The organism is Achromobacter sp., assembly GCF_050285565.1.
Lineage (GTDB): Bacteria > Pseudomonadota > Gammaproteobacteria > Burkholderiales > Burkholderiaceae_B > Achromobacter.
Genome location: NZ_JBLZXG010000004.1, coordinates 488489 through 506601, shown reverse-complemented (window position 1 = coordinate 506601; position 18113 = coordinate 488489). Strand labels below are relative to the sequence as shown.

14 protein-coding genes are annotated in these 18113 nt (G+C 68.1%); 8 read left to right on the top strand and 6 right to left on the bottom strand.

The window, feature by feature from the left end; all coding sequences use genetic code 11:
- Positions 1-350: 350 nt before the first annotated feature.
- From ACN6O8_RS11050 to ACN6O8_RS11025, 6 genes are all read left to right on the top strand, one after another.
- Positions 351-2105: a PAS domain-containing sensor histidine kinase gene (locus ACN6O8_RS11050; RefSeq protein WP_175134593.1), complete on the top strand. Its 1755-nt coding sequence runs from the start codon at positions 351-353 to the stop codon at positions 2103-2105.
- The gene (locus ACN6O8_RS11045) at positions 2102-2728 is read left to right on the top strand and encodes a response regulator transcription factor (protein WP_020927318.1); all 627 of its coding nucleotides are present in this window, start codon (positions 2102-2104) and stop codon (positions 2726-2728) included. Before ACN6O8_RS11050 ends, ACN6O8_RS11045 begins: the two co-directional genes overlap by 4 nt.
- The gene (gene folD, locus ACN6O8_RS11040; protein ID WP_427991092.1) at positions 2725-3576 is read left to right on the top strand and encodes a bifunctional methylenetetrahydrofolate dehydrogenase/methenyltetrahydrofolate cyclohydrolase FolD; all 852 of its coding nucleotides are present in this window, start codon (positions 2725-2727) and stop codon (positions 3574-3576) included. Before ACN6O8_RS11045 ends, folD begins: the two co-directional genes overlap by 4 nt.
- 212 nt (positions 3577-3788) lie before the next feature.
- Positions 3789-5855 carry a M3 family metallopeptidase gene (locus ACN6O8_RS11035; RefSeq protein WP_427991091.1) on the top strand — a complete coding sequence of 689 codons (2067 nt, stop codon included), beginning with the start codon at positions 3789-3791 and terminating at the stop codon, positions 5853-5855.
- Positions 5856-6051: 196 nt separating this feature from the next.
- Complete coding sequence (locus ACN6O8_RS11030; RefSeq protein ID WP_427991090.1) at positions 6052-6666, top strand: SCO family protein; 615 nt, start codon at positions 6052-6054, stop codon at positions 6664-6666.
- 143 nt (positions 6667-6809) lie between these two features.
- Positions 6810-7061, top strand: a complete 252-nt coding sequence (locus tag ACN6O8_RS11025; RefSeq protein ID WP_427991089.1) for a GlsB/YeaQ/YmgE family stress response membrane protein — start codon at positions 6810-6812, stop codon at positions 7059-7061.
- 74 nt (positions 7062-7135) lie between these two features.
- Here the strand turns inward: ACN6O8_RS11025 and adeC are convergent, their stop codons facing one another.
- The 3 genes from adeC to ACN6O8_RS11010 are packed head-to-tail and all read right to left on the bottom strand — an operon-like array spanning position 7136 to position 13013.
- Positions 7136-8626, bottom strand: a complete 1491-nt coding sequence (adeC, locus tag ACN6O8_RS11020; RefSeq protein ID WP_427991088.1) for an AdeC/AdeK/OprM family multidrug efflux complex outer membrane factor — start codon at positions 8624-8626, stop codon at positions 7136-7138.
- Entirely contained in the window at positions 8623-11805 is a 3183-nt protein-coding gene (locus ACN6O8_RS11015) for an efflux RND transporter permease subunit (RefSeq protein ID WP_427991087.1), read from the bottom strand. Before ACN6O8_RS11015 ends, adeC begins: the two co-directional genes overlap by 4 nt.
- A 14-nt stretch (positions 11806-11819) precedes the next feature.
- Positions 11820-13013 (bottom strand): efflux RND transporter periplasmic adaptor subunit, encoded by a 1194-nt coding sequence (locus ACN6O8_RS11010; RefSeq protein ID WP_427991086.1) that lies wholly within the window; start codon positions 13011-13013, stop codon positions 11820-11822.
- 311 nt (positions 13014-13324) lie between these two features.
- On the opposite strand from ACN6O8_RS11010, the gene ACN6O8_RS11005 reads away from it, so the two are divergent.
- Entirely contained in the window at positions 13325-14230 is a 906-nt protein-coding gene (locus tag ACN6O8_RS11005; RefSeq protein WP_427991147.1) for a LysR family transcriptional regulator, read from the top strand.
- An 86-nt stretch (positions 14231-14316) separates the two neighbouring features.
- On the opposite strand, the gene ACN6O8_RS11000 is transcribed toward ACN6O8_RS11005, so the two are convergent.
- Positions 14317-15048 (bottom strand): pseudouridine synthase, encoded by a 732-nt coding sequence (locus ACN6O8_RS11000; protein ID WP_427991085.1) that lies wholly within the window; start codon positions 15046-15048, stop codon positions 14317-14319.
- A 126-nt stretch (positions 15049-15174) separates the two neighbouring features.
- Here ACN6O8_RS11000 and ACN6O8_RS10995 point away from each other — a divergent pair, with 126 nt between their 5' ends.
- Positions 15175-15795 carry a chorismate--pyruvate lyase family protein gene (locus ACN6O8_RS10995; protein WP_427991146.1) on the top strand — a complete coding sequence of 207 codons (621 nt, stop codon included), beginning with the start codon at positions 15175-15177 and terminating at the stop codon, positions 15793-15795.
- A 76-nt stretch (positions 15796-15871) separates the two neighbouring features.
- Here ACN6O8_RS10995 and ACN6O8_RS10990 read toward each other — a convergent pair whose 3' ends face one another.
- Both ACN6O8_RS10990 and ACN6O8_RS10985 read right to left on the bottom strand, forming a co-directional pair.
- Positions 15872-17287 (bottom strand): DHA2 family efflux MFS transporter permease subunit, encoded by a 1416-nt coding sequence (locus tag ACN6O8_RS10990; protein WP_427991084.1) that lies wholly within the window; start codon positions 17285-17287, stop codon positions 15872-15874.
- Between the two features lie 49 nt (positions 17288-17336).
- Positions 17337-18035 carry an SDR family oxidoreductase gene (locus tag ACN6O8_RS10985; protein WP_427991083.1) on the bottom strand — a complete coding sequence of 233 codons (699 nt, stop codon included), beginning with the start codon at positions 18033-18035 and terminating at the stop codon, positions 17337-17339.
- Positions 18036-18113: the final 78 nt, after the last annotated feature.

Below are 18113 nucleotides of genomic sequence, written 5' to 3'. Positions count from 1 at the left end.
GGATCATCCGGGCTACCATGCCATGCATGGGTCGGGGTGTTGTGCTGGATGGCGGGGGGGGGCCCCCTGTCAGCCGGCATTCTAAAAAGGAAGATTAACCGCTCGCAAGGAAAATTTCATGTTGCGGTACGGCATTTCATAATGCGAAAATATGAATGGAAGCTGAAAAGAATATCGACCACTTTTTTAGCCGATCTCCCTGCCCGCGGGCTCGATTGCCGGCAATTCCGTTCCGACACGCACTAAAATGCCCCCCACGCCGCGCCTTCGGCTTGCTACCCCCGAGGGGGCGTTTTCATCTTGAGGCGGCTCGGCGATGAAAAATGCCCGGCCTATCCCGCCCGAATTCCATGTCCAGCGCGCCCAAGTCAAATATACCCACGCCGTTCCATGACCACGCCCGCACGCGCCGACGCGGGGTGTACTGGGTCACGCCCGCGATGGTGCTGATCCTCTATATCTGTGTGATGGCGGTGTTCTTCTGGTTGCAGCGCATCCATGACGACAGCGTCATGTTCGTGACCATCGACCAGGAAATGCGGCAACAGCGCCTGATCTGGGTGGTGCTGGCGCTGTCGTGCGTGATCGTCATCAGCCTGCTGATGCTGTGGCGCTATACCCGTTTCCGCTCGGCCGCCGAGGCCGCCCTGATCGCCGAGACGGGTTTTCGCCGCGCCATGGAGAACTCCATGTCCACCGGCATGCGCGTGCTGGATATGGAAGGCCGCATCGCCTACGTCAACCCGGCCTTCTGCCGCATGATTGGCTGGAACGAGGCCGACCTGATCGGCCGCAGCCCGCCCTTCCCCTACTGGGTGCCGGGGCGCCATGAGCAGCACCAGCACACCCTGGACGTGCTGATGTCCGGCAAGACGCCCAGCAGCGGCCTGGAAGTCGAGGCCCAGCGCCGCGACGGCTCGCGCTTCACGGCGCGCATGTATGTGTCGCCGCTGCTGGACCCGAACGGCAACCAGATCGGCTGGATGACGTCGATGACCGACATCACCGAGCCCAAGCGCATCCGCGAGGCCCTGACCGCCGCGCACGAGCGCTTCATGACGGTGCTGGAAGGCCTGGACGACGCCATTTCGGTCACCGCCGACACCCACGACGGCCTGGAACTGCTGTTCGCCAACCGCACCTACCGGCGCGTGTTCGGCGCCCAGACCGGCGGCCACGACGAACTGCTGGCCGGCCGCCGCGGCCGCTTCACCGACGAATCGGTGGAAGTGTTCGCGCCCTCGGTGCAGCGCTGGTTCGAAGTGCACCACCGCATGCTGGCCTGGACCGACGGCCGCCGCGTGCGCATGCAGGTGGCGCGCGACATCACCGAGCGCCGCACCCATGAAGAAGCCTCGCGCGTGCAGCAGGAAAAGATCCAGCTCACCAGCCGCCTGACCACCATGGGCGAGATGGCCTCGTCGCTGGCGCACGAACTGAACCAGCCGCTGACCGCCATCGCCAACTACAGCATGGGCGCGGTGGCCCTGGTCAAGGCCGGCCACACCAGCCCCAACATGCTGCTGCCGGCCCTGGAAAAGGCCGCCTCGCAGGCCGAGCGCGCCGGCAAGATCATCAGCCGCATCCGCGAATTCGTGAAGCGCAGCGAGCCGCGCCGCCAGCGCGTGGCCATCGGCCGCATCGTCGACAACGCCATCGGCTTCGCCGAGATCGACGCGCGCAAGCGCCGCATCCGCATCGACAGCTTCGTGCCGTCGAACGCGCCGGACGTGCTGGCCGACCCGATCCTGATCGAACAGGTGCTGCTGAACCTGCTCAAGAACGGCCTGGAGGCCATGGAAAACAGCGAGTCCGACGAACTCAAGGTGGCGGTGATCCTGCATGAGCAGCACATCGAGGTGGCGGTGGTCGACCGCGGCCATGGCCTGGCCGAACCGGAACGGCTGTTCGAACCCTTCTTCAGCACCAAGACCCAGGGCCTGGGCATGGGGCTGAATATCTGCCGTACCATTATCGAATCGCACCACGGCCGCCTCTGGGCGGACCCCAATCCCGCCGGCGGTACTATTTTCCGCTTTACCCTGCCTTGCGCTGCGTCTCAGACGCAGGCTCAGAATGATCAGTCCGAGGAGTTGCACGCATGAACACGCCCCACCTGTCGAGCACGGTATTCATTGTTGACGACGACGAAGCGGTCCGCGATTCGCTGCGCTGGCTGCTTGAGGCCAACGGCTACCGCGTTCGCGCCTACGCCAGCGGCGAGTCCTTCCTGGAAGATTACGACCCCAGCCAGATCGGCGTGCTGATCGCCGACGTGCGCATGCCCGGCATGAGCGGCCTGGAACTGCAGGAACAACTGATCGCCCGCAACGCCCCCCTGCCCATCGTCTTCATCACCGGCCACGGCGACGTGCCGATGGCCGTGTCGACCATGAAGAAGGGCGCGGTCGACTTCCTGGAAAAACCGTTCAACGAATCCGATCTGCGCGAAATCGTGGCGCGCATGCTGGAGCAGGCCACGCAACGCGTGAGCAAGCACCAGGCCCAGAAAGACCACGAAGCCATGCTGGCGCGCCTGACCGCGCGCGAGCAGCAGGTGCTCGAGCGCATCGTTGCCGGCCGCTTGAACAAGCAGATCGCCGACGACCTCGGCATCAGCATCAAGACCGTCGAGGCGCACCGCGCCAACATCATGGAAAAACTTGAAGTGACCACCGTTGCCGATCTGATGAAAGTGGCCTTGGCCAAACCCGAGGCGCATGCATGACAGCAAGAATTATTGACGGCGCCGCCCTGTCGCAGCGCATCCGCGAAGAAGTCGCCCAACGCGTCGCCGCTCTGGCGGCCAAGGGTACCCGCCCCGGCCTGGCCGTGGTGCTGGTGGGGGAAGACCCCGCCTCCCAGGTGTACGTGCGCAACAAGGTCGCGGCCTGCGAAAAGGCCGGCCTGCATTCCGTCAAGGAGCAGTATCCCGCCGACATGACCGAGGCCGAACTGCTGGCCCGCATCGACAAGCTGAACCGCGATCCGTCCATCCACGGCATCCTGGTGCAGTTGCCGCTGCCCAAGCACATGGACGCGCACAAGGTCATCGAGGCCATCGCCGCCGAGAAGGACGTGGACGGCTTCCATGTCAGCAACGCCGGCCTCTTGATGACCGGCCAGCCGCTGTTCCGCCCCTGCACGCCCTATGGCGTCATGAAGATGCTGGAAGCGGAAGGCGTGGCCCTGCGCGGCGCCGAGGCCGTGATCGTCGGCGCCAGCAACATCGTCGGCAAGCCCATGGCCATGCTGCTGCTGGCCGCCGGCGCCACCATCACCATCTGCAACTCCAAGACGCGCGATCTGGCGGCCCAGACCCGCCGCGCCGACGTGCTGGTGGTGGCCACCGGCAAGCCCGGCATGATCGACGGCTCGATGATCAAGCCCGGCGCCGTCGTCATCGACGTGGGCATCAACCGCGGCGCCGACGGCAAGCTGTGCGGCGACGTCGACTTCGCCTCCGCCAGCCAGGTGGCCGGCGCCATCACGCCCGTGCCGGGCGGGGTCGGCCCCATGACCATCGCCATGCTGCTGGTCAACACCGTCGAAGCGGCGGAACGGGCCGCGGCCTGAAGCCGGCCGTCCGACCCGCCGCGGCGCCCCTGTGGGTTTGCTCCGCGCCCCTTCCAGGGACGCAGGGCAAACCCACAGTCGTCTGCGGACGCGCCCCACGGCCCCTGGCCGGCGCCGCCGCCCTTGCATTTGCGCGCGCCGCCCCAACCTGATCCTTATGCCTGGTGGCGCGCTCGCGTGCCGCCCGCCCCTTTCACGCACTTGGTAACACCATGACCCAGAATCCCCTGCTCGCCCCCGTCTCAGAACTGGTCGATTACCAGGCGGTCAAACCCGCCCACGTGGTGCCCGCCATCGAGGAGCTGCTGGGCATCGCCCGCCAGGCCGTCGACCGCGCCGCCGATCCGGCGCTGGCGCCCACCTGGGAAGCCGTGGTCGAGCCGCTGGATACCGCGTCCGAACGGCTGTGGCGCGCCTGGTCGGTGGCCGGCCACCTGAACGCCGTGGTCAACACGCCCGAATTGCGCGAGGCCTACAACGCCGCCCTGCCGCGGGTGACCGAGTTCTCGACCTGGGTCGGCCTGCACGAAGGCCTGTACCAGCAGTACCAGCGCCTGGCCGCCGCGCCCGATTTCGCGTCGTGGTCGCCGGTGCGCCGCCGCATCGTCGAGATGGCCCTGCGCGACTTCCGCCTGAGCGGCGTCGAGCTGCGCGGCGCCGACCGCGAACGCTACGCCGCGATTTCCGACCGCGAGGCGCAGGCCTCGCAGAAGTTCTCCGAAAACGTACTGGACGCCATCGACGCCTGGTCGCTGCGGATCGAGGACGAGGCCCGCCTGGCCGGCATTCCCGCCGACGTGCGGGCCGCCGCCCGCGCCGCCGCCGAGGAGGACGGCCAACCGGGCTGGAAGCTGACGCTGAAGATGCCGTGCTACCTGCCCGTCATGCAGTACGCGCAGGATCGCGCGCTGCGCGAGGCGCTGTACCGCGGCTATGGCACGGTGGCGTCGGAACAGGGCGACGCCCAGTTCGACAATTCGCCCCTGATCGAGGAACTGCTGGCGCTGCGCGCCGAGGAATCGACCCTGCTGGGCCTGGGCACCTTCGCCGCGCTGCGCCTGCAGACGCGCATGGCGCGCGATGCCAAGGAGGTCACCACCTTCCTGCGCGACCTGGCCGCGCGCGCCAAGCCCTACGCCGAGCGCGACCTGGCCGAACTGCGCGCCTACGCCGCCGCCGAACTCGGCCTGGCCGAGCTGCAGCCCTGGGACGTGGCCTATGCCTCCGAGCGCCTGCGCGAGTCGCGCTACGCCTACTCGGAAGACGAGGTCAAGCAGTACTTCACCGAGCCGCGCGTGCTGTCGGGCCTGTTCGAGGTCATCGAGACCCTGTTCGACGTGCGCCTGGCGGAAACGCCGGTGTCGTCGTGGCACGCCGACGTGCGCGGCGTGCGGGTCGAGAGCCCCCAGGGCGAGCTGATCGGCTACCTCTACCTGGACCTGTACGCCCGCGCCGGCAAGCAGAGCGGCGCCTGGGTCGACAGCGAGCGCACCCGCCGCGTCGTCGGCGGCCGGGTGCAGACGCCGATCGCCTACCTGACCTGCAATTTCTCGCGTCCCAACGGCGACCGCCCCGCCGTGCTGACGCATGACGACGTCATCACGCTGTTCCACGAAACCGGCCACGCCCTGCACGCGCTGCTGTCGGAAGTGGACGAACCCGGCGCCGCCGCCTTCGCCAGCGTTGAATGGGACGCCATCGAACTGCCCTCGCAGTTCATGGAGAACTTCTGCTGGGAATGGGCCGTGGTGCAGAAGCTGTCGGCTCACGTCGACAGCGGCGAACCGCTGCCGCGCGCGCTCTACGACCGCTTGGTGGCGGCCCGCAACTACCAGAGCGGCATGCAGACCGTGCGCCAGATCGAGTTCGCGCTGTTCGACATGCTGATGCACGACCGCGCCCAGGGCGCCAGCATCACGGAAGTGCTGGCGCTGCTGCAGGAAGTGCGGGCCGAGGTCGCGGTGCTGTTCCCGCCGGCCTGGCACCGCCTGCCGCACGCCTTCTCGCACCTGTTCGCCGGCGGCTACGGCGCCGGCTACTACAGCTACAAGTGGGCCGAAGTGCTGTCGGCCGACGCCTACGAGGCGTTCGAAGAAGCGGCGGCCCGGCAGGCCGGCAATGCCCTGGGCACGCTCGACCCGGCCACCGGCGCGCGTTTCCGGCGCGAGGTGCTGGCCGTCGGCGGCGCGCGTCCCGCCGCCGAGTCCTTCGCCGCGTTCCGGGGCCGCGCCCCGCGCATCGACGCGCTGCTGCGCCACAGCGGCATGAGCGCGACCTGAGCGCCGCGCCCGGCGCGGCAGGCCCGCGCCAGCCACCGAGACGGCCCGCCTCGCGCGGGCCTTTTTCCGCCCCGGGACGCGGCCGGCATCCGCGCCGGCCTTGCGCCAGGACAAACCGGCCGGCGCGAAGCATCGCGGCGCCCTCCCCGCCAGCAGGTAGAATCGTTGGGTTTACCCTCCAACCGGCGATGGAACCATGCGACACCTGCTTACCGGACGCGCCTGGCGCGGTCTCTTCCTGGCCCTGTGCATGCTGCTGGCCGCCTGCGGCGAACGCAATGTCGATTGGACGCTGTACAACGTCAAGGGCCACCTGCCCGACCTGAAATTCGCGCTGCCGGGCGCCGGCGGCAAGACCATCAGCAGCGACGACCTCAAGGGCAAGACCGTGCTGCTGTTCTTCGGCTACGCCAGTTGCCCCGACATCTGCCCCACCACCATGGCGCAGTTGACCGCCGTGCTGCAGAACCTGGGCGAGAAGGCGCGCGACGTGCGCATCGTGTTCGTCAGCGTCGACCCGCACCGCGATACGCCGGATATCCTGCAAGCCTACGTCAACGCCTTCAACAACCAGGCCATCGGCGTCACCGGCAACGAAAAGCAGGTGGCCGACCTGGCGCGCCGCTACCGCGTGGCCTACCAGATCGAAAAGCCCCGGCCCGGCGACGCCGCCGACCAGTACGAAGTGACGCACAGCCGCGGCGTGTACATTTTCGACAATCAGGGCCGCGCGCGCCTGCTGGCCTCGGACACCGACAGCATCGAAGCGATGACCAAGGACCTGCGCCAACTGATCGACCTGACTTCCTGAGGCGCCGGCGCAACATTGCTGCGCCGGCGGCACGAGGCGGCCTGTTGCGTCCGCGCCCTACACACCAGTTGTTACAGCCCGGGGGCCGCGCGCGTGGGTAATATCAGGGCACATCGCCCTTCACCCTCGCAAGGAGTATGCGCATGAGCATCATCATCATGATCATCGTCGGCTTCATCGTTGGGCTGATCGCCCGCGCGATCATGCCGGGAGACCAGAACATGGGGATCATCATGACCACCATCCTGGGCATCATCGGCTCGGTCGTGGCCGGGTTCCTGGGCCAGAACCTGGGCTGGTACGCGCCGGGCGAACCGGCCGGCTGGATCGGCTCGGTGGTCGGCGCGATCATCGTGCTGTTCGTGGTCGGGCTGATCGCCAAGAAGCGTGGCTGACGCAGGGCGTGCATCACGCAAAATGGGCCGATCTTTCGATCGGCCCATTTTTTTTACCTGCTCAAGGACACGGTTCAGCCCGGCTGGCCGTCCGTGGCCGGTGGCGCATCCGGCGCCGGCTGCGCCGCCGTGACGGTACGCTCGGTCCAGCCGCCGCCCAGCACCTTGTACAAGGTGACCAGGTTGGACAGGCGCGACAGACGGGTATCGACCAGCGCCTGCTGCGCGCTGTAGAGCGAGCGCTGCGAATCGAGCACCGTCAGGTAGTCGTCGATGCCCTGGCGGAAACGCTGTTCGGACAGGTCATAGGCGCGCTGGTTGGCGGCCACCAGCAGTTGCTGCGCCTGGATCTGTTCATCCAGCGTGCCGCGGCCGGCGAGCGCGTCGGCGACTTCGCGGAAACCGGTCTGGATGGTTTTCTCGTACTGCGCGACCTGGATGTTCTTCTGCACCTTGGCCAGATCCAGGCCCGCCAGCAGCGAGCCGCCAGCGAAGATCGGCACCGTGATCTGCGGCACGAAGCTCCAGGCGCCCGAGCCGGCGTTGAACAGCCCCCCCAGGCTGGCGCTGGCGGTGCCGGCGCTGCCCGTCAGGCTGATGGTCGGGAAGAACGCGGCGCGCGCCGCGCCGATGTTGGCATTGGCGCCCTTGAGCTGATGCTCAGCCGCGCGGATGTCGGGGCGGCGCGCCAGCAGTTCGGACGGCAGACCGGCCGGCAGCGCGGTCGGCAGCATGCCATCGTCCAGCTTGACGGCGTTGTCCAGCGCCGCCGAGAGCGCCGGCGACAGCGGTTGCCCCACCAGCAGCACCAGGGCATTGCGATCCTGCGCGGCCTGGCGCGTGTATTGCGACAGATTGCGCTGCGCGGTGCGCAGCGACACTTCGGCCTGGCTCAGGTCGAGCGCGGTCGCCAGGCCCTGGTCGAAGCTCTGCTTGGTGAGCTGGTATGAGTCTTCCTGACTTTTGAGCGTATCGCGCGTCAGGTTCAGCAGCTCCTGGTCGGCGCGCAGCGTCAGGTAGGCATTGGCCACCTCGGCGATCAGGGTGAGCTGGGTCGCGGTGCGGGTTTCGTCCAGCGCCAGGTAGGATTCCAGCGCCTTGTCGCTCAGGCTGCGGATGCGGCCGAACAGATCCAGTTCCCACGAGGACAGCGCGGCGCCGACCTGGTAGTTGTGGCTGGTGGTGGCCTGGCCGCTGGGCGACAGGTCGGCCGGCGTGCGTTGCGCGGTTTCCTTGCCGGCGATACCGATGCTGGGCATCAGGTCGGCGCGCTGGATGCGGTACTGGGCGCGCGCGGCCTCGACGTTCAGCGCCGCCACGCGCAGGTCGCGGTTGTTGGCCAGCGACAGTTCGATCAGCTGTTGCAGCAGCGGGTCGGTGAAGAAGTCGCGCCAGCCGATGTCGGCCGTGGCCACGGCGCCGGCGGTGTCGGCCTTGTAGGCTGGGCCGGTCGGATAGGCCGACGCGACCGGCGCGTCGGGCCGTTGGTAGGTCGGGGCCAGCGAGCAGCCCGCCAGGGCCGCCACCAGGGAAAGGGAAACCAGGGTTCTCATCTGCAGTTTCATTGCGGTTTTCCTTCGGCGGACACGTCCTGCGCGTCATTGGCGCTGGGGTCGTGCTTGTCGCGTCGCGCGCTCATGCGTTCCACCTTGAACAGGCGCAGCATGATCACGAAGAACGCGGGGACGAAGAAGATGGCCAGGAAGGTCGCGGTCAGCATGCCGCCGATCACGCCCGTGCCGATGGCGTTCTGGCTGCCCGAACCGGCGCCCGACGAGATGGCGAGCGGCACCACGCCCAGGATGAACGCCAGCGACGTCATCAGGATCGGGCGCAGGCGCTGGCGGGCGGCGTGGATCGCCGATTCCGTCAGGCTGGCGCCGGCCTCGTAGTGCTCCTTGGCGAACTCCACGATCAGAATGGCGTTCTTGGCCGCCAGGCCGATGGTGGTGAGCAGGCCCACCTGGAAGTACACGTCGTTGGACAGGCCGCGCAGCATGGTCGCGCCCAGCGCGCCGATGATACCCAACGGCACCACCAGCATGACCGCGGACGGGATCGTCCAGCTTTCATACAGCGCCGCCAGGCACAGGAACACCACGATCAGCGAAATCGCGTACAGCGCCGGCGCCTGGGCGCCCGACAGGCGTTCTTCGTACGACATGCCAGTCCATTCGAAGCCCACGCCCACCGGCAGCTTGCTGGCGATGCGCTCCATCTCTTGCATGGCCGCGCCCGAGCTGTAGCCCGGCGCCGCCTGGCCCTGGATGTTGTACGACGGCACGCCGTTGTAGCGGTTCAGCTTCTGCGGACCGAAGCTCCAGGTGGCCTTGGCGAACGCCGAGAACGGCACCATCTCGCCATCCTTGTTGCGCACGTACCATTTGTCCAGGTCTTCGGGCAGCATGCGCGCCGAGGCCTCGCCCTGCGCGAACACCTTCTTGACGCGGCCGCGGTCGATGAAGTCGTTGACGTACGACGAGCCCCAGGCGGTCGACAGCGTGCTGTTGATGTCCGACACCGCCACGCCGAGCGCGCGCGCCTTTTCGCGGTCGATGTCGAGCTGGTACTGCGGCGCGTCCTCGATGCCGTTGGGGCGCACGCCCTGCAGGATCTTGCTTTGCGCCGCCTCGCCCAACAACTGGTTGCGCGCCGCCAGCAGCTTTTCGTGGCCCACGCCGGCGCGATCCATCAGCTGGAAGTCGAAACCGTCGACGTTGCCCAGTTCCATCACCGAGGGCGGCGGCACCACGAACAGCATGGCGTCGCGCTCGGTCTTCCTGAAATGGGCGTTGGCGCGCGCCGCCACGGCCGCCGCCTTGAGCCGGGCGTCGCCGCGGTCTTCCCAGTCGCGCAGCTTGATGAACAGGATCGAGGCGTTCTGGCCGCGGCCGCCGAAGTTAAAGCCGTTGACCGCGAACACCGAGGTGACCGCGTCCTTCTCTTCGGTCAGCAGGTAGTGGGTGGCCTCGTCGATGACGGCCTTGGTGCGCTCGGCGGTGGCGCCGGCGGGCGTCTGAATCTGGGCGAACAGGATGCCCTGGTCCTCGGCCGGCAGGAACGCGGTCGGGATGCGGGTGAACATCCAGCCCATGGCGATGACGATGGCCAGGTACACCAGCATCAGGCGCTTGGTGCGGCCCAGACCGCGCGCCACGGTATTGGCGTAGCCGTGGCTGCTGCGGTCGAAGGCGCGGTTGAACCAGCCGAAGAAGCCGCGCTTGGTGCCGTGGTGGCCCTTGGGGATCGGCTTGAGCAGCGTGGCGCACAGCGCCGGCGTGAAGACGATGGCGACGATCACCGACAACACCATCGAGGACACGATGGTGATGGAGAACTGGCGATAGATCACGCCGGTCGAGCCGCCGAAGAAGGCCATCGGGATGAACACCGCCGCCAGCACCATGGCGATGCCGATCAGCGCGCCGGTGATCTGGCTCATGGACTTGCGCGTGGCCTGTTTGGGCGTCAGGCCCTCCTCGGCCATCACCCGCTCGACGTTTTCCACCACCACGATGGCGTCGTCCACCAGCAGGCCGATGGCCAGCACCATGCCGAACATGGTCAAGGTGTTGATGGAGTAGCCGAACGCCGCCAGCACGCCGAAGGTGCCCAGCAGCACCACCGGCACCGCCAGCGTCGGGATCAGCGTGGCGCGGAAGTTCTGCAGGAACAGATACATCACCAGGAACACCAGGATGATGGCTTCCACCAGCGTCTTGAACACTTCCTCGATCGACAGGCTGACGAACGGCGTGGTGTCGTACGGATAGACCACGTCCATGCCCGGCGGGAAATACGGCTTGAGGTTGTTGATGGTGTCGCGCACCGCCTGCGCCGTGTCGAGCGCGTTGGCGCCCGGGGCCAGCTTGATCGCCAGGCCCGAGGCGGGCTTGCCGTTGAAGTAGCTGTCGATGGCGTAGGTCTGCCCGCCCAGCTCGATGCGGGCGACGTTGGCCAGGCGCACCTGCGACCCGTCGGCATTGACCTTGAGCAGGATGCGGCCGAAATCTTCCGGCTTTTCCAGCCGCGACGGGCCGATGATGGTGGCGTTGAGCTGCTGGCCGCGCACGGCGGGCAGCCCGCCCAGTTGGCCGGACGAAACCTGGACGTTCTGTTCCTTGATGGCGTTGACCACGTCGACCGTGGTCAGGCCGTAGTTCACCAGCTTGGCCGGATCCAGCCAGATGCGCATGGCGTACTGCGAGCCGAACAACTGGAAGTCGCCCACGCCCTGCGTGCGGCTGATGGGATCCTGCACGTACGAGGCGACGTAGTCGGCCAGGTCGTCCTTGGTCATCGTGCCATCGGTGGACACGAAGCCGGCCACGATCAGGAAGTTCTTGGTGGCCTTGGTGACGCGGATGCCCTGCTGCTGCACTTCCTGCGGCAAGAGCGGCTGCGCCAGCGACAGCTTGTTCTGCACCTGCACCTGGGCGGTGTCGGGGTTGGTGCCCTGGCGGAACGTCAGCGTGATGGACATGCTGCCGTCGGAGTTGCTTTCCGAGGAAATGTACTCCAGGCCGTCAAGGCCGTTCATCTGCTGTTCGATCACCTGCACCACGGTGTCCTGCACCGTCTGCGCCGAAGCGCCCGGGTAGGTCACCGCGATGCCGATGGCCGGCGGCGCGATGTTCGGATACTGCGACACCGGCAGCTTCAGGATGGACAGCGCGCCGGCCATCATCAGCACGATCGCGATCACCCACGCGAAAACCGGTCTATCGATAAAAAACTTTGCCATGCAAGGCTCCCTGACTACTGCTTGGCCGCCGCGGCGCCCGCTTGCGGTTGCTGCGCCGGCTTGGCGCTGGCTTCGGTGGCCACCACCTCGACGCCCGGGCGCACCATCTGCACGCCTTCGACGATGACCTTGTCACCGGCCTTCAGGCCGTCGGTGACCAGCCACTGGTCGCCAATGGCGCGGTCGGTCTTGAGTTCGCGCAGTTCGACTTTGTTCTCGGCGTTGACCACCAGCGCCGTCGGCAGGCCGCGCTGGTTGCGCGTGACGCCGCGCTGCGGCACCAGCAGGCCGTCGGTGGCCACGCCGTCGACCAGGCGGGCGCGCACGAACATGCCCGGCAACAGGCGCCGGTCGGGGTTGGGGAACACCGCCCGCAGCGTGACCGAGCCCGTGCCGGGATCGACCGTGACTTCGGAGAACTGCAGCTTGCCCTGCTGGGCGTATTGCGAACCGTCTTCCAGCGTCAGCGATACCAACGCGGCCTGCTCGCCCTCGGCCTTCTGCAACTGGCCGCTGGCCAGCGCGTTCTGCAGGCGCAGCAACTGCACGCTGGATTGCGTCACGTCGACGTAGATCGGGTCGATCTGCTGCACGGCGGCCAGGGCCGAGGTCTGGTTGGCCGTGACCAGGGCGCCCTCGGTGACCGAGGAACGGCCGATGATGCCGCTGATCGGCGACAGCACCTTGGTGTAGACCAGGTTGATGCGCGCGGTGTCGAGCGCGGCCTTGGCCGACAACACGTCGGCGGCGGCCTGGTCGCGCGCGGCCACGGCGTTGTCGTAGGTCTGCTGGCTGACGGCGCGCGTGGCCACCAGCGGCTTGTAGCGTTCGGCCAGCAGCGCGGCGGTCTTCTGCTGCGCCTGGGCGCGGGCCAGCGCGGCTTTCTGGCTGTCGAAGCTGGCCTGGTAGAGCGCGGGGTCGATCTGATAGAGCTGCTCGCCGGCCTTGACCTCGCCGCCTTCGGTGAACAGGCGCTTCTGCACGATGCCGTTGACCTGCGGCCGCACTTCGGCGACGCGGAACGGCGAGGTGCGGCCCGGCAATTCAGTGGTCAGGGAAACCGGCTTGGTGGTCAGGGTGACGACCGTCACCTGCGGCTTGCCCGCCTGGGGAGCTTCCTGTTTCTTGCCGCAAGCGGCCAACGTCAGGGCCGATGCCGTCAGCGTGAGTACCGCCGCACCGCGCCACATCGCGCTTTTCTTGTTCATAGATTGCATTCCCGATTTCCAACTAAAAAGGTAGCCCTCACGCCCACCGCGGCCCCCGCCCGCCGGGATTCCGGCGGCAACGACGGCGCGAACCCAACCATGCATCGGTTCGGCTCGTGAGGATTGACTGGGGTGGTTTCGCCTCAGACATTCAGGCAGGGCTTCGACGCTTTGCTGCATTGCAGAATCGGCATTTTGCGTTATCCCGCCCGAGAAACAAAGAGGCATATTGAGAAAACATCATTCCAGATATGGGACAATAAAATACCCCATCGTGTGACAGAATCGCTTCCATGAAACGCTTACAAGGCATGGAACTCTTCGTGGAGGTGGCCAAGACGCACAGTTTCAGCCGTGCGGCGGCCGCCCTGGGAGTGCCCAAATCGACATTGTCCCGCCAGGTGGCCGAACTGGAGCGATCCGTCGGCCTGCGCCTGCTCAGCCGCACCACCCGCAAGGTCGAGCTGACCGACGCCGGCCGGCTGTACTTCGAACGCTGCCAGCGCATCGTCGCCGAGGCCCAGATCGCCCACGAGGAACTGCAGAAGCTGGTGGAAACGCCGTCGGGGCCGCTGCGGGTGAACATGCCGGCGGACTTCGGCACGGACTTCCTGGCTGAATCGTTCATGGAATTCTCGCGCCGCTATCCCGACGTCACCTTTTTCCTCGATCTTGCCAATCCTGACCACGCGCAACGCGTGTTCCAGACCTGCGATATTTCCATCGAGATCGGCGAACTGCCCGACTCGACGCAGATTGCGAGGCTGCTGGGCATGCTGCCGGCCCACCTGTACGCCTCGCGCGAATACTTGGAAAAACACGGGGAACCCAGGCACCCCAGCGACCTGACCCGCCACGAGTGCATCGAGTTCCGCGCCGAAGGCGCCGGGCGCGTGACCCGCTGGCCACTCAACAGCGGCGACCAGCACATCGAGTTCACGCCCGGCAACCGCTTTTCCGTCAATGGCGTGGCGATGGCCCGGCGCCTGGCGATGCTGGGCGCGGGAATCACCGTGCTGGTCGGCGGCCAGACCGCCGAGCAGAAATCGGGCCAGTTGCGCCGCGTCCTGCCGGACTGGCAACTGGGCCCGTTCCCGGTCTACGCCGTCACGGAAACCCGGCTGCTGCCCGCCAAGACCCGGATCTTCATCGAGTTCCTGATGGAGCGTCTGGGCGGCGACGGGCAGGCGAAGGATACCGCGCCCTTCATGAAATGAAGGGCCGCCGGAAACAGACTGAAAAATTTGTGTAGGGCCGGCGGCCGCCGCCCCCCAGGAAAGGCGGCGCATCGCGCCCGCCCCGGTCAGAAGCGTTCGTCGTCGCGCAGGTAGCGCCACTGGCCCAGCGGCAGATCGCCCAGGGCCACGCGGCCGATGCGCACGCGCTTGAGGCCCACCACTTTCAGGCCCACCAGTTCGCACATGCGGCGGATCTGGCGTTTCTTGCCCTCGCGCAGCACGAAGCGCAACTGGTCGTGGTTCTGCCAGCGCACCTGGGCCGGCTTGAGCGCCTTGCCGTCCAGCGACAGGCCGTGGTTGAGCAGCGCCAGGCCGTTCTCGGACAGCTCGCCCTGCACCCGCACCAGGTATTCCTTGTCGATGCTGGAGTCTTCGCCGATCAGCTGCTTGGCCACGCGCCCGTCCTGCGTCAGCACCAGCAGACCCTGCGAATCGATGTCGAGCCGCCCGGCCACGGCCAGGCCGTCCAGGTGACCGCGCTCGAAGCGCTGCGGGCTGCGGTCGCCGGCAAAGCGCGAACGCGCGTCGATCAACGCGACCGCCGGAGTGTAGCCCTTTTCGGCCTGGCCCGAGACATAGCCCACCGGTTTGTTGATGAGGATGGTGACACGCGAGGTCTGGCGCGCCTGCGCGGCGCGTTCCAGCGTGATGACCTGGTTCGGGAAGGCGCGCGCGCCCAGTTCGGACACCACTTCGCCGTCGACCCGCACCCAGCCGCGCTCGATATAGCTGTCGGCCTCGCGGCGCGAACAGAGTCCACGCTCGGACATGAGCTTGGAGATTCGTACTTTTTCCATGGCCGGTATTGTATGCGCAGGCTCCGCCCGCGCCGCCGCCCCGCAGCGACAGACGCGCCTGCGGCAATTGGCCACAGGGCGCGAAGGCCAGGCCGCGCGCCGGCCTTGGCATAATACGCAGCCATGATGACCTCAGCAGCAGCACATCGCCCTCCCCTGGCCGCCGGCTGGCTGGCCAGCGCCCCGCCCGTCCTGACGCTTGCCCAGCGCCATTGGCTGTTTCGCCCCGGCGCCCTGACCGCCGGCTTGCGCCAGGTCGGCCAGGTGCGCCTGCGGGTGCTGGCCGAATACGCCGCCGGCGTCCCCGCCGACGAGGCGCGGGCCATGCGCATCGCGCCCGGCGCGCCCGTCTGGGTGCGCGAGGTGCTGATGTCGGTGAACGGCATCGACAGCGTGCCGGCGCGCAGCCTGACGCCGCTGCGCGCCTCGCACGGCGCCTGGCAGGGCATGCGGCGACTGCGGACGCGGCCGCTGGCGGACATGCTGTATCACGACAGCACCGTGCTGCGCTCGCCGTTCGCCTGCCGCCGGCTGGCCTGGCCCGTCCCCTTTCACGCCACCGCGCGCGGCGCGCTGGCCGCCCACGGCCGGCCGGCCGACGCCGACCGCGTCTGGGCGCGGCGTTCCGTTTTCTGGCGGCAGGGCCAGCCGCTGCTGGTGGCGGAGTGCTTCCTGCCGGATTTCTGGCGTCTGGTGGCCGGGCGCGCGGCGCCGCCACTGGTGCCGCACCAGCGCACGCCACGCTGACGGCGCCGCGCCGCCGGCATAGCGGGGGGCCGCGCCTGCCGCATTGCCGCGATCAGCCGCCGGCACGCGGCGGCCCTCAGGCATGGGCGGGGCGCGGCCGGGTATCGACCGCCAGGCACAGCAGGCCGGTCAGCAGCGCCAGGCCGACATGGGCGGTGTACACCGGATCAAAGTCCGCGTGGGTCAGCGTCCCCTTGCCCAGCAGCAACACCGTTAACGCCACGCCCAGCACCGCGCCGATCTGGCGCGTGGCCTGGTTGACCGCGCTGCCCACCGCGTAGTGTTGCGGCGGCAGGCGGTTGACCGCGGCGCCGGCCAGCGATGGCAGCACCATGCCCACGCCCAGCCCGCTCAGCAGCAGGCCCGGCAGCCAATGCGCCAGATAGGCGGGCTCGGCGCCCGGCACCAGCAGGAACCACAGACCGCTGGCGGCGTAGACCAGCGCGCCGCCCACCAGAAACGGCCGGTGCCCGCGGCGCGCGGCCAGCTTGCCGGTGATGATCGCGGTCGGCATCACCAGCAGCGGTCCGGGGGTGACGGCCAGGCCGGCGCGCGGCAGGCTGTAGTGCCAGACGCCGGTCATGTAGAAGAAAAAGGCGAAGAACATCATCGCGAAGGCAATGCCGAAGCTGAGCGTGGCCAGGTTCACGTAGCGATAGGTGCGGTGTTTGAACAACGCCAGGTCCACCAGCGCATGCGGCGTGCTGCGGGCCCAGCCGACGAAGGCCGCCAGCGACACCAGTCCCAAGGCCGCCACCATCCATAGCTCGCCACGGCTCCAGTGCGGCGATTCCGATTGCACGATGGCCAGCGCCACCGCGCCCACGCCCGCCATCAGCAGCGCCATGCCGACGCCATCGACGCGCCGCCGCGCTTCGGGGCGCACCGATTCCTTGAGGCGGCCGGCGCCGGACCACAGCGACAGCGCGCCCAGCGGCAGGTTGATGTAGAACGCCCACGGCCAGCCGGCCGCATCGACCACGAACGCGCCCAGACTGGGGCCGACCGCCGCCGCCAGCGCGGCCACCGCGCCCCACAGGCTGACCGCCACCGAGCGCTGCGAAGCCGGGAACGCCGCCAGCACGATCGACAGCGAGGCCGGCGTCAGCAGCGCCGCGCCGACCGCCTGCGCCACGCGCGCCGCGATCAGCCAGCCGACGCTGTCCGCCAGGCCGCAGGCGGCCGAGGCCGCCAGGAACAGCAGCACGCCGATCATGAACATGCGCTTGCGCCCATGCGTGTCGGCCAGCCCGCCGGACGGGATCAGCATGGCGGCGTAGACCACCGTGTAGGCGTTCAGCACCCACGACATATCGGCGGCCGAGGCCTCGGGAAAACCGGCGCGCATGGCGCCGAACGCGGCGTACAGCATGGTCGCGTCCAGCGAGACCAGGAACACGGCGATGCTGGCGATCCAGAAAATCGGCCAGGGAGATGCGGCCGCGGCAGGCGCGGCGGCGGCCGGGGCCGCGGGGGTGGCATTGGAATGCATGTCGATCAGACTCGAAGATGGCGTCGGGAAGCGGACAAGGAGGCGGCGGTCAAGCCCGCAGGTAGACGGCCGGCTCGGCCGCCAGGCCCTGTTTGACCTGGCGCGTGGCGTCGTCGGCCAGCACTTCTTCGGCGCCGGCCTCAAGGGCATCGAAGGCCTGGCGCACCACCGATTCGGGAGTGCTCTTGGGCGCGTCCAGGCCGCGCGTCAGGTCGGTATCGACAAAGCCCATGTGCAGGCCCAGCACCAGCGTGCCCTGCTCGCGCAGTTCGTGGCGCAGGCCGTTGGTCAGGGCCCAGGCGGCCGACTTGCTCATGCCGTACACGCCCAGCAGCGGCCGGTTGATCCAACTGGCGATCGACAGCACATTCAGCAGCGCGCCGCCGCCGTTGGCCGCCAGCACCGGCGCGAACCCCTGCGCCACGCGCAGCGGGCCCAGCAAGTTGGTTTCCAGGTGACGGCGGGCCGACTCGATGCTGCCGCCGGCCAGGAAGCCGCCGGTCGCGGCGATGCCGGCGTTGTTGATGACCAGCGTCACGTCCTTGGCCAGCGCGGCCGCGGCGGCCACGTCCTGATCCCGAGTGACGTCGAGCTTGATGGCCTGCACGCCGGGCAGCGTGACACTGGCCGGATCGCGCGCGCCGGCATAGACCTTGCGGGCGCCGCGGGCCAGTGCCTCGCGGGCGAAGGCCAGGCCGATGCCGCGGTTGGCGCCGGTGATGAGGACGGTGGCGTTGTTCAGTTGCATGATGTCTTTCCTTGGGATGCTGCGTTATGACGGTGGCCGGCAATGCCTGCCGGCGTTACTAAAATATGATGATCATCA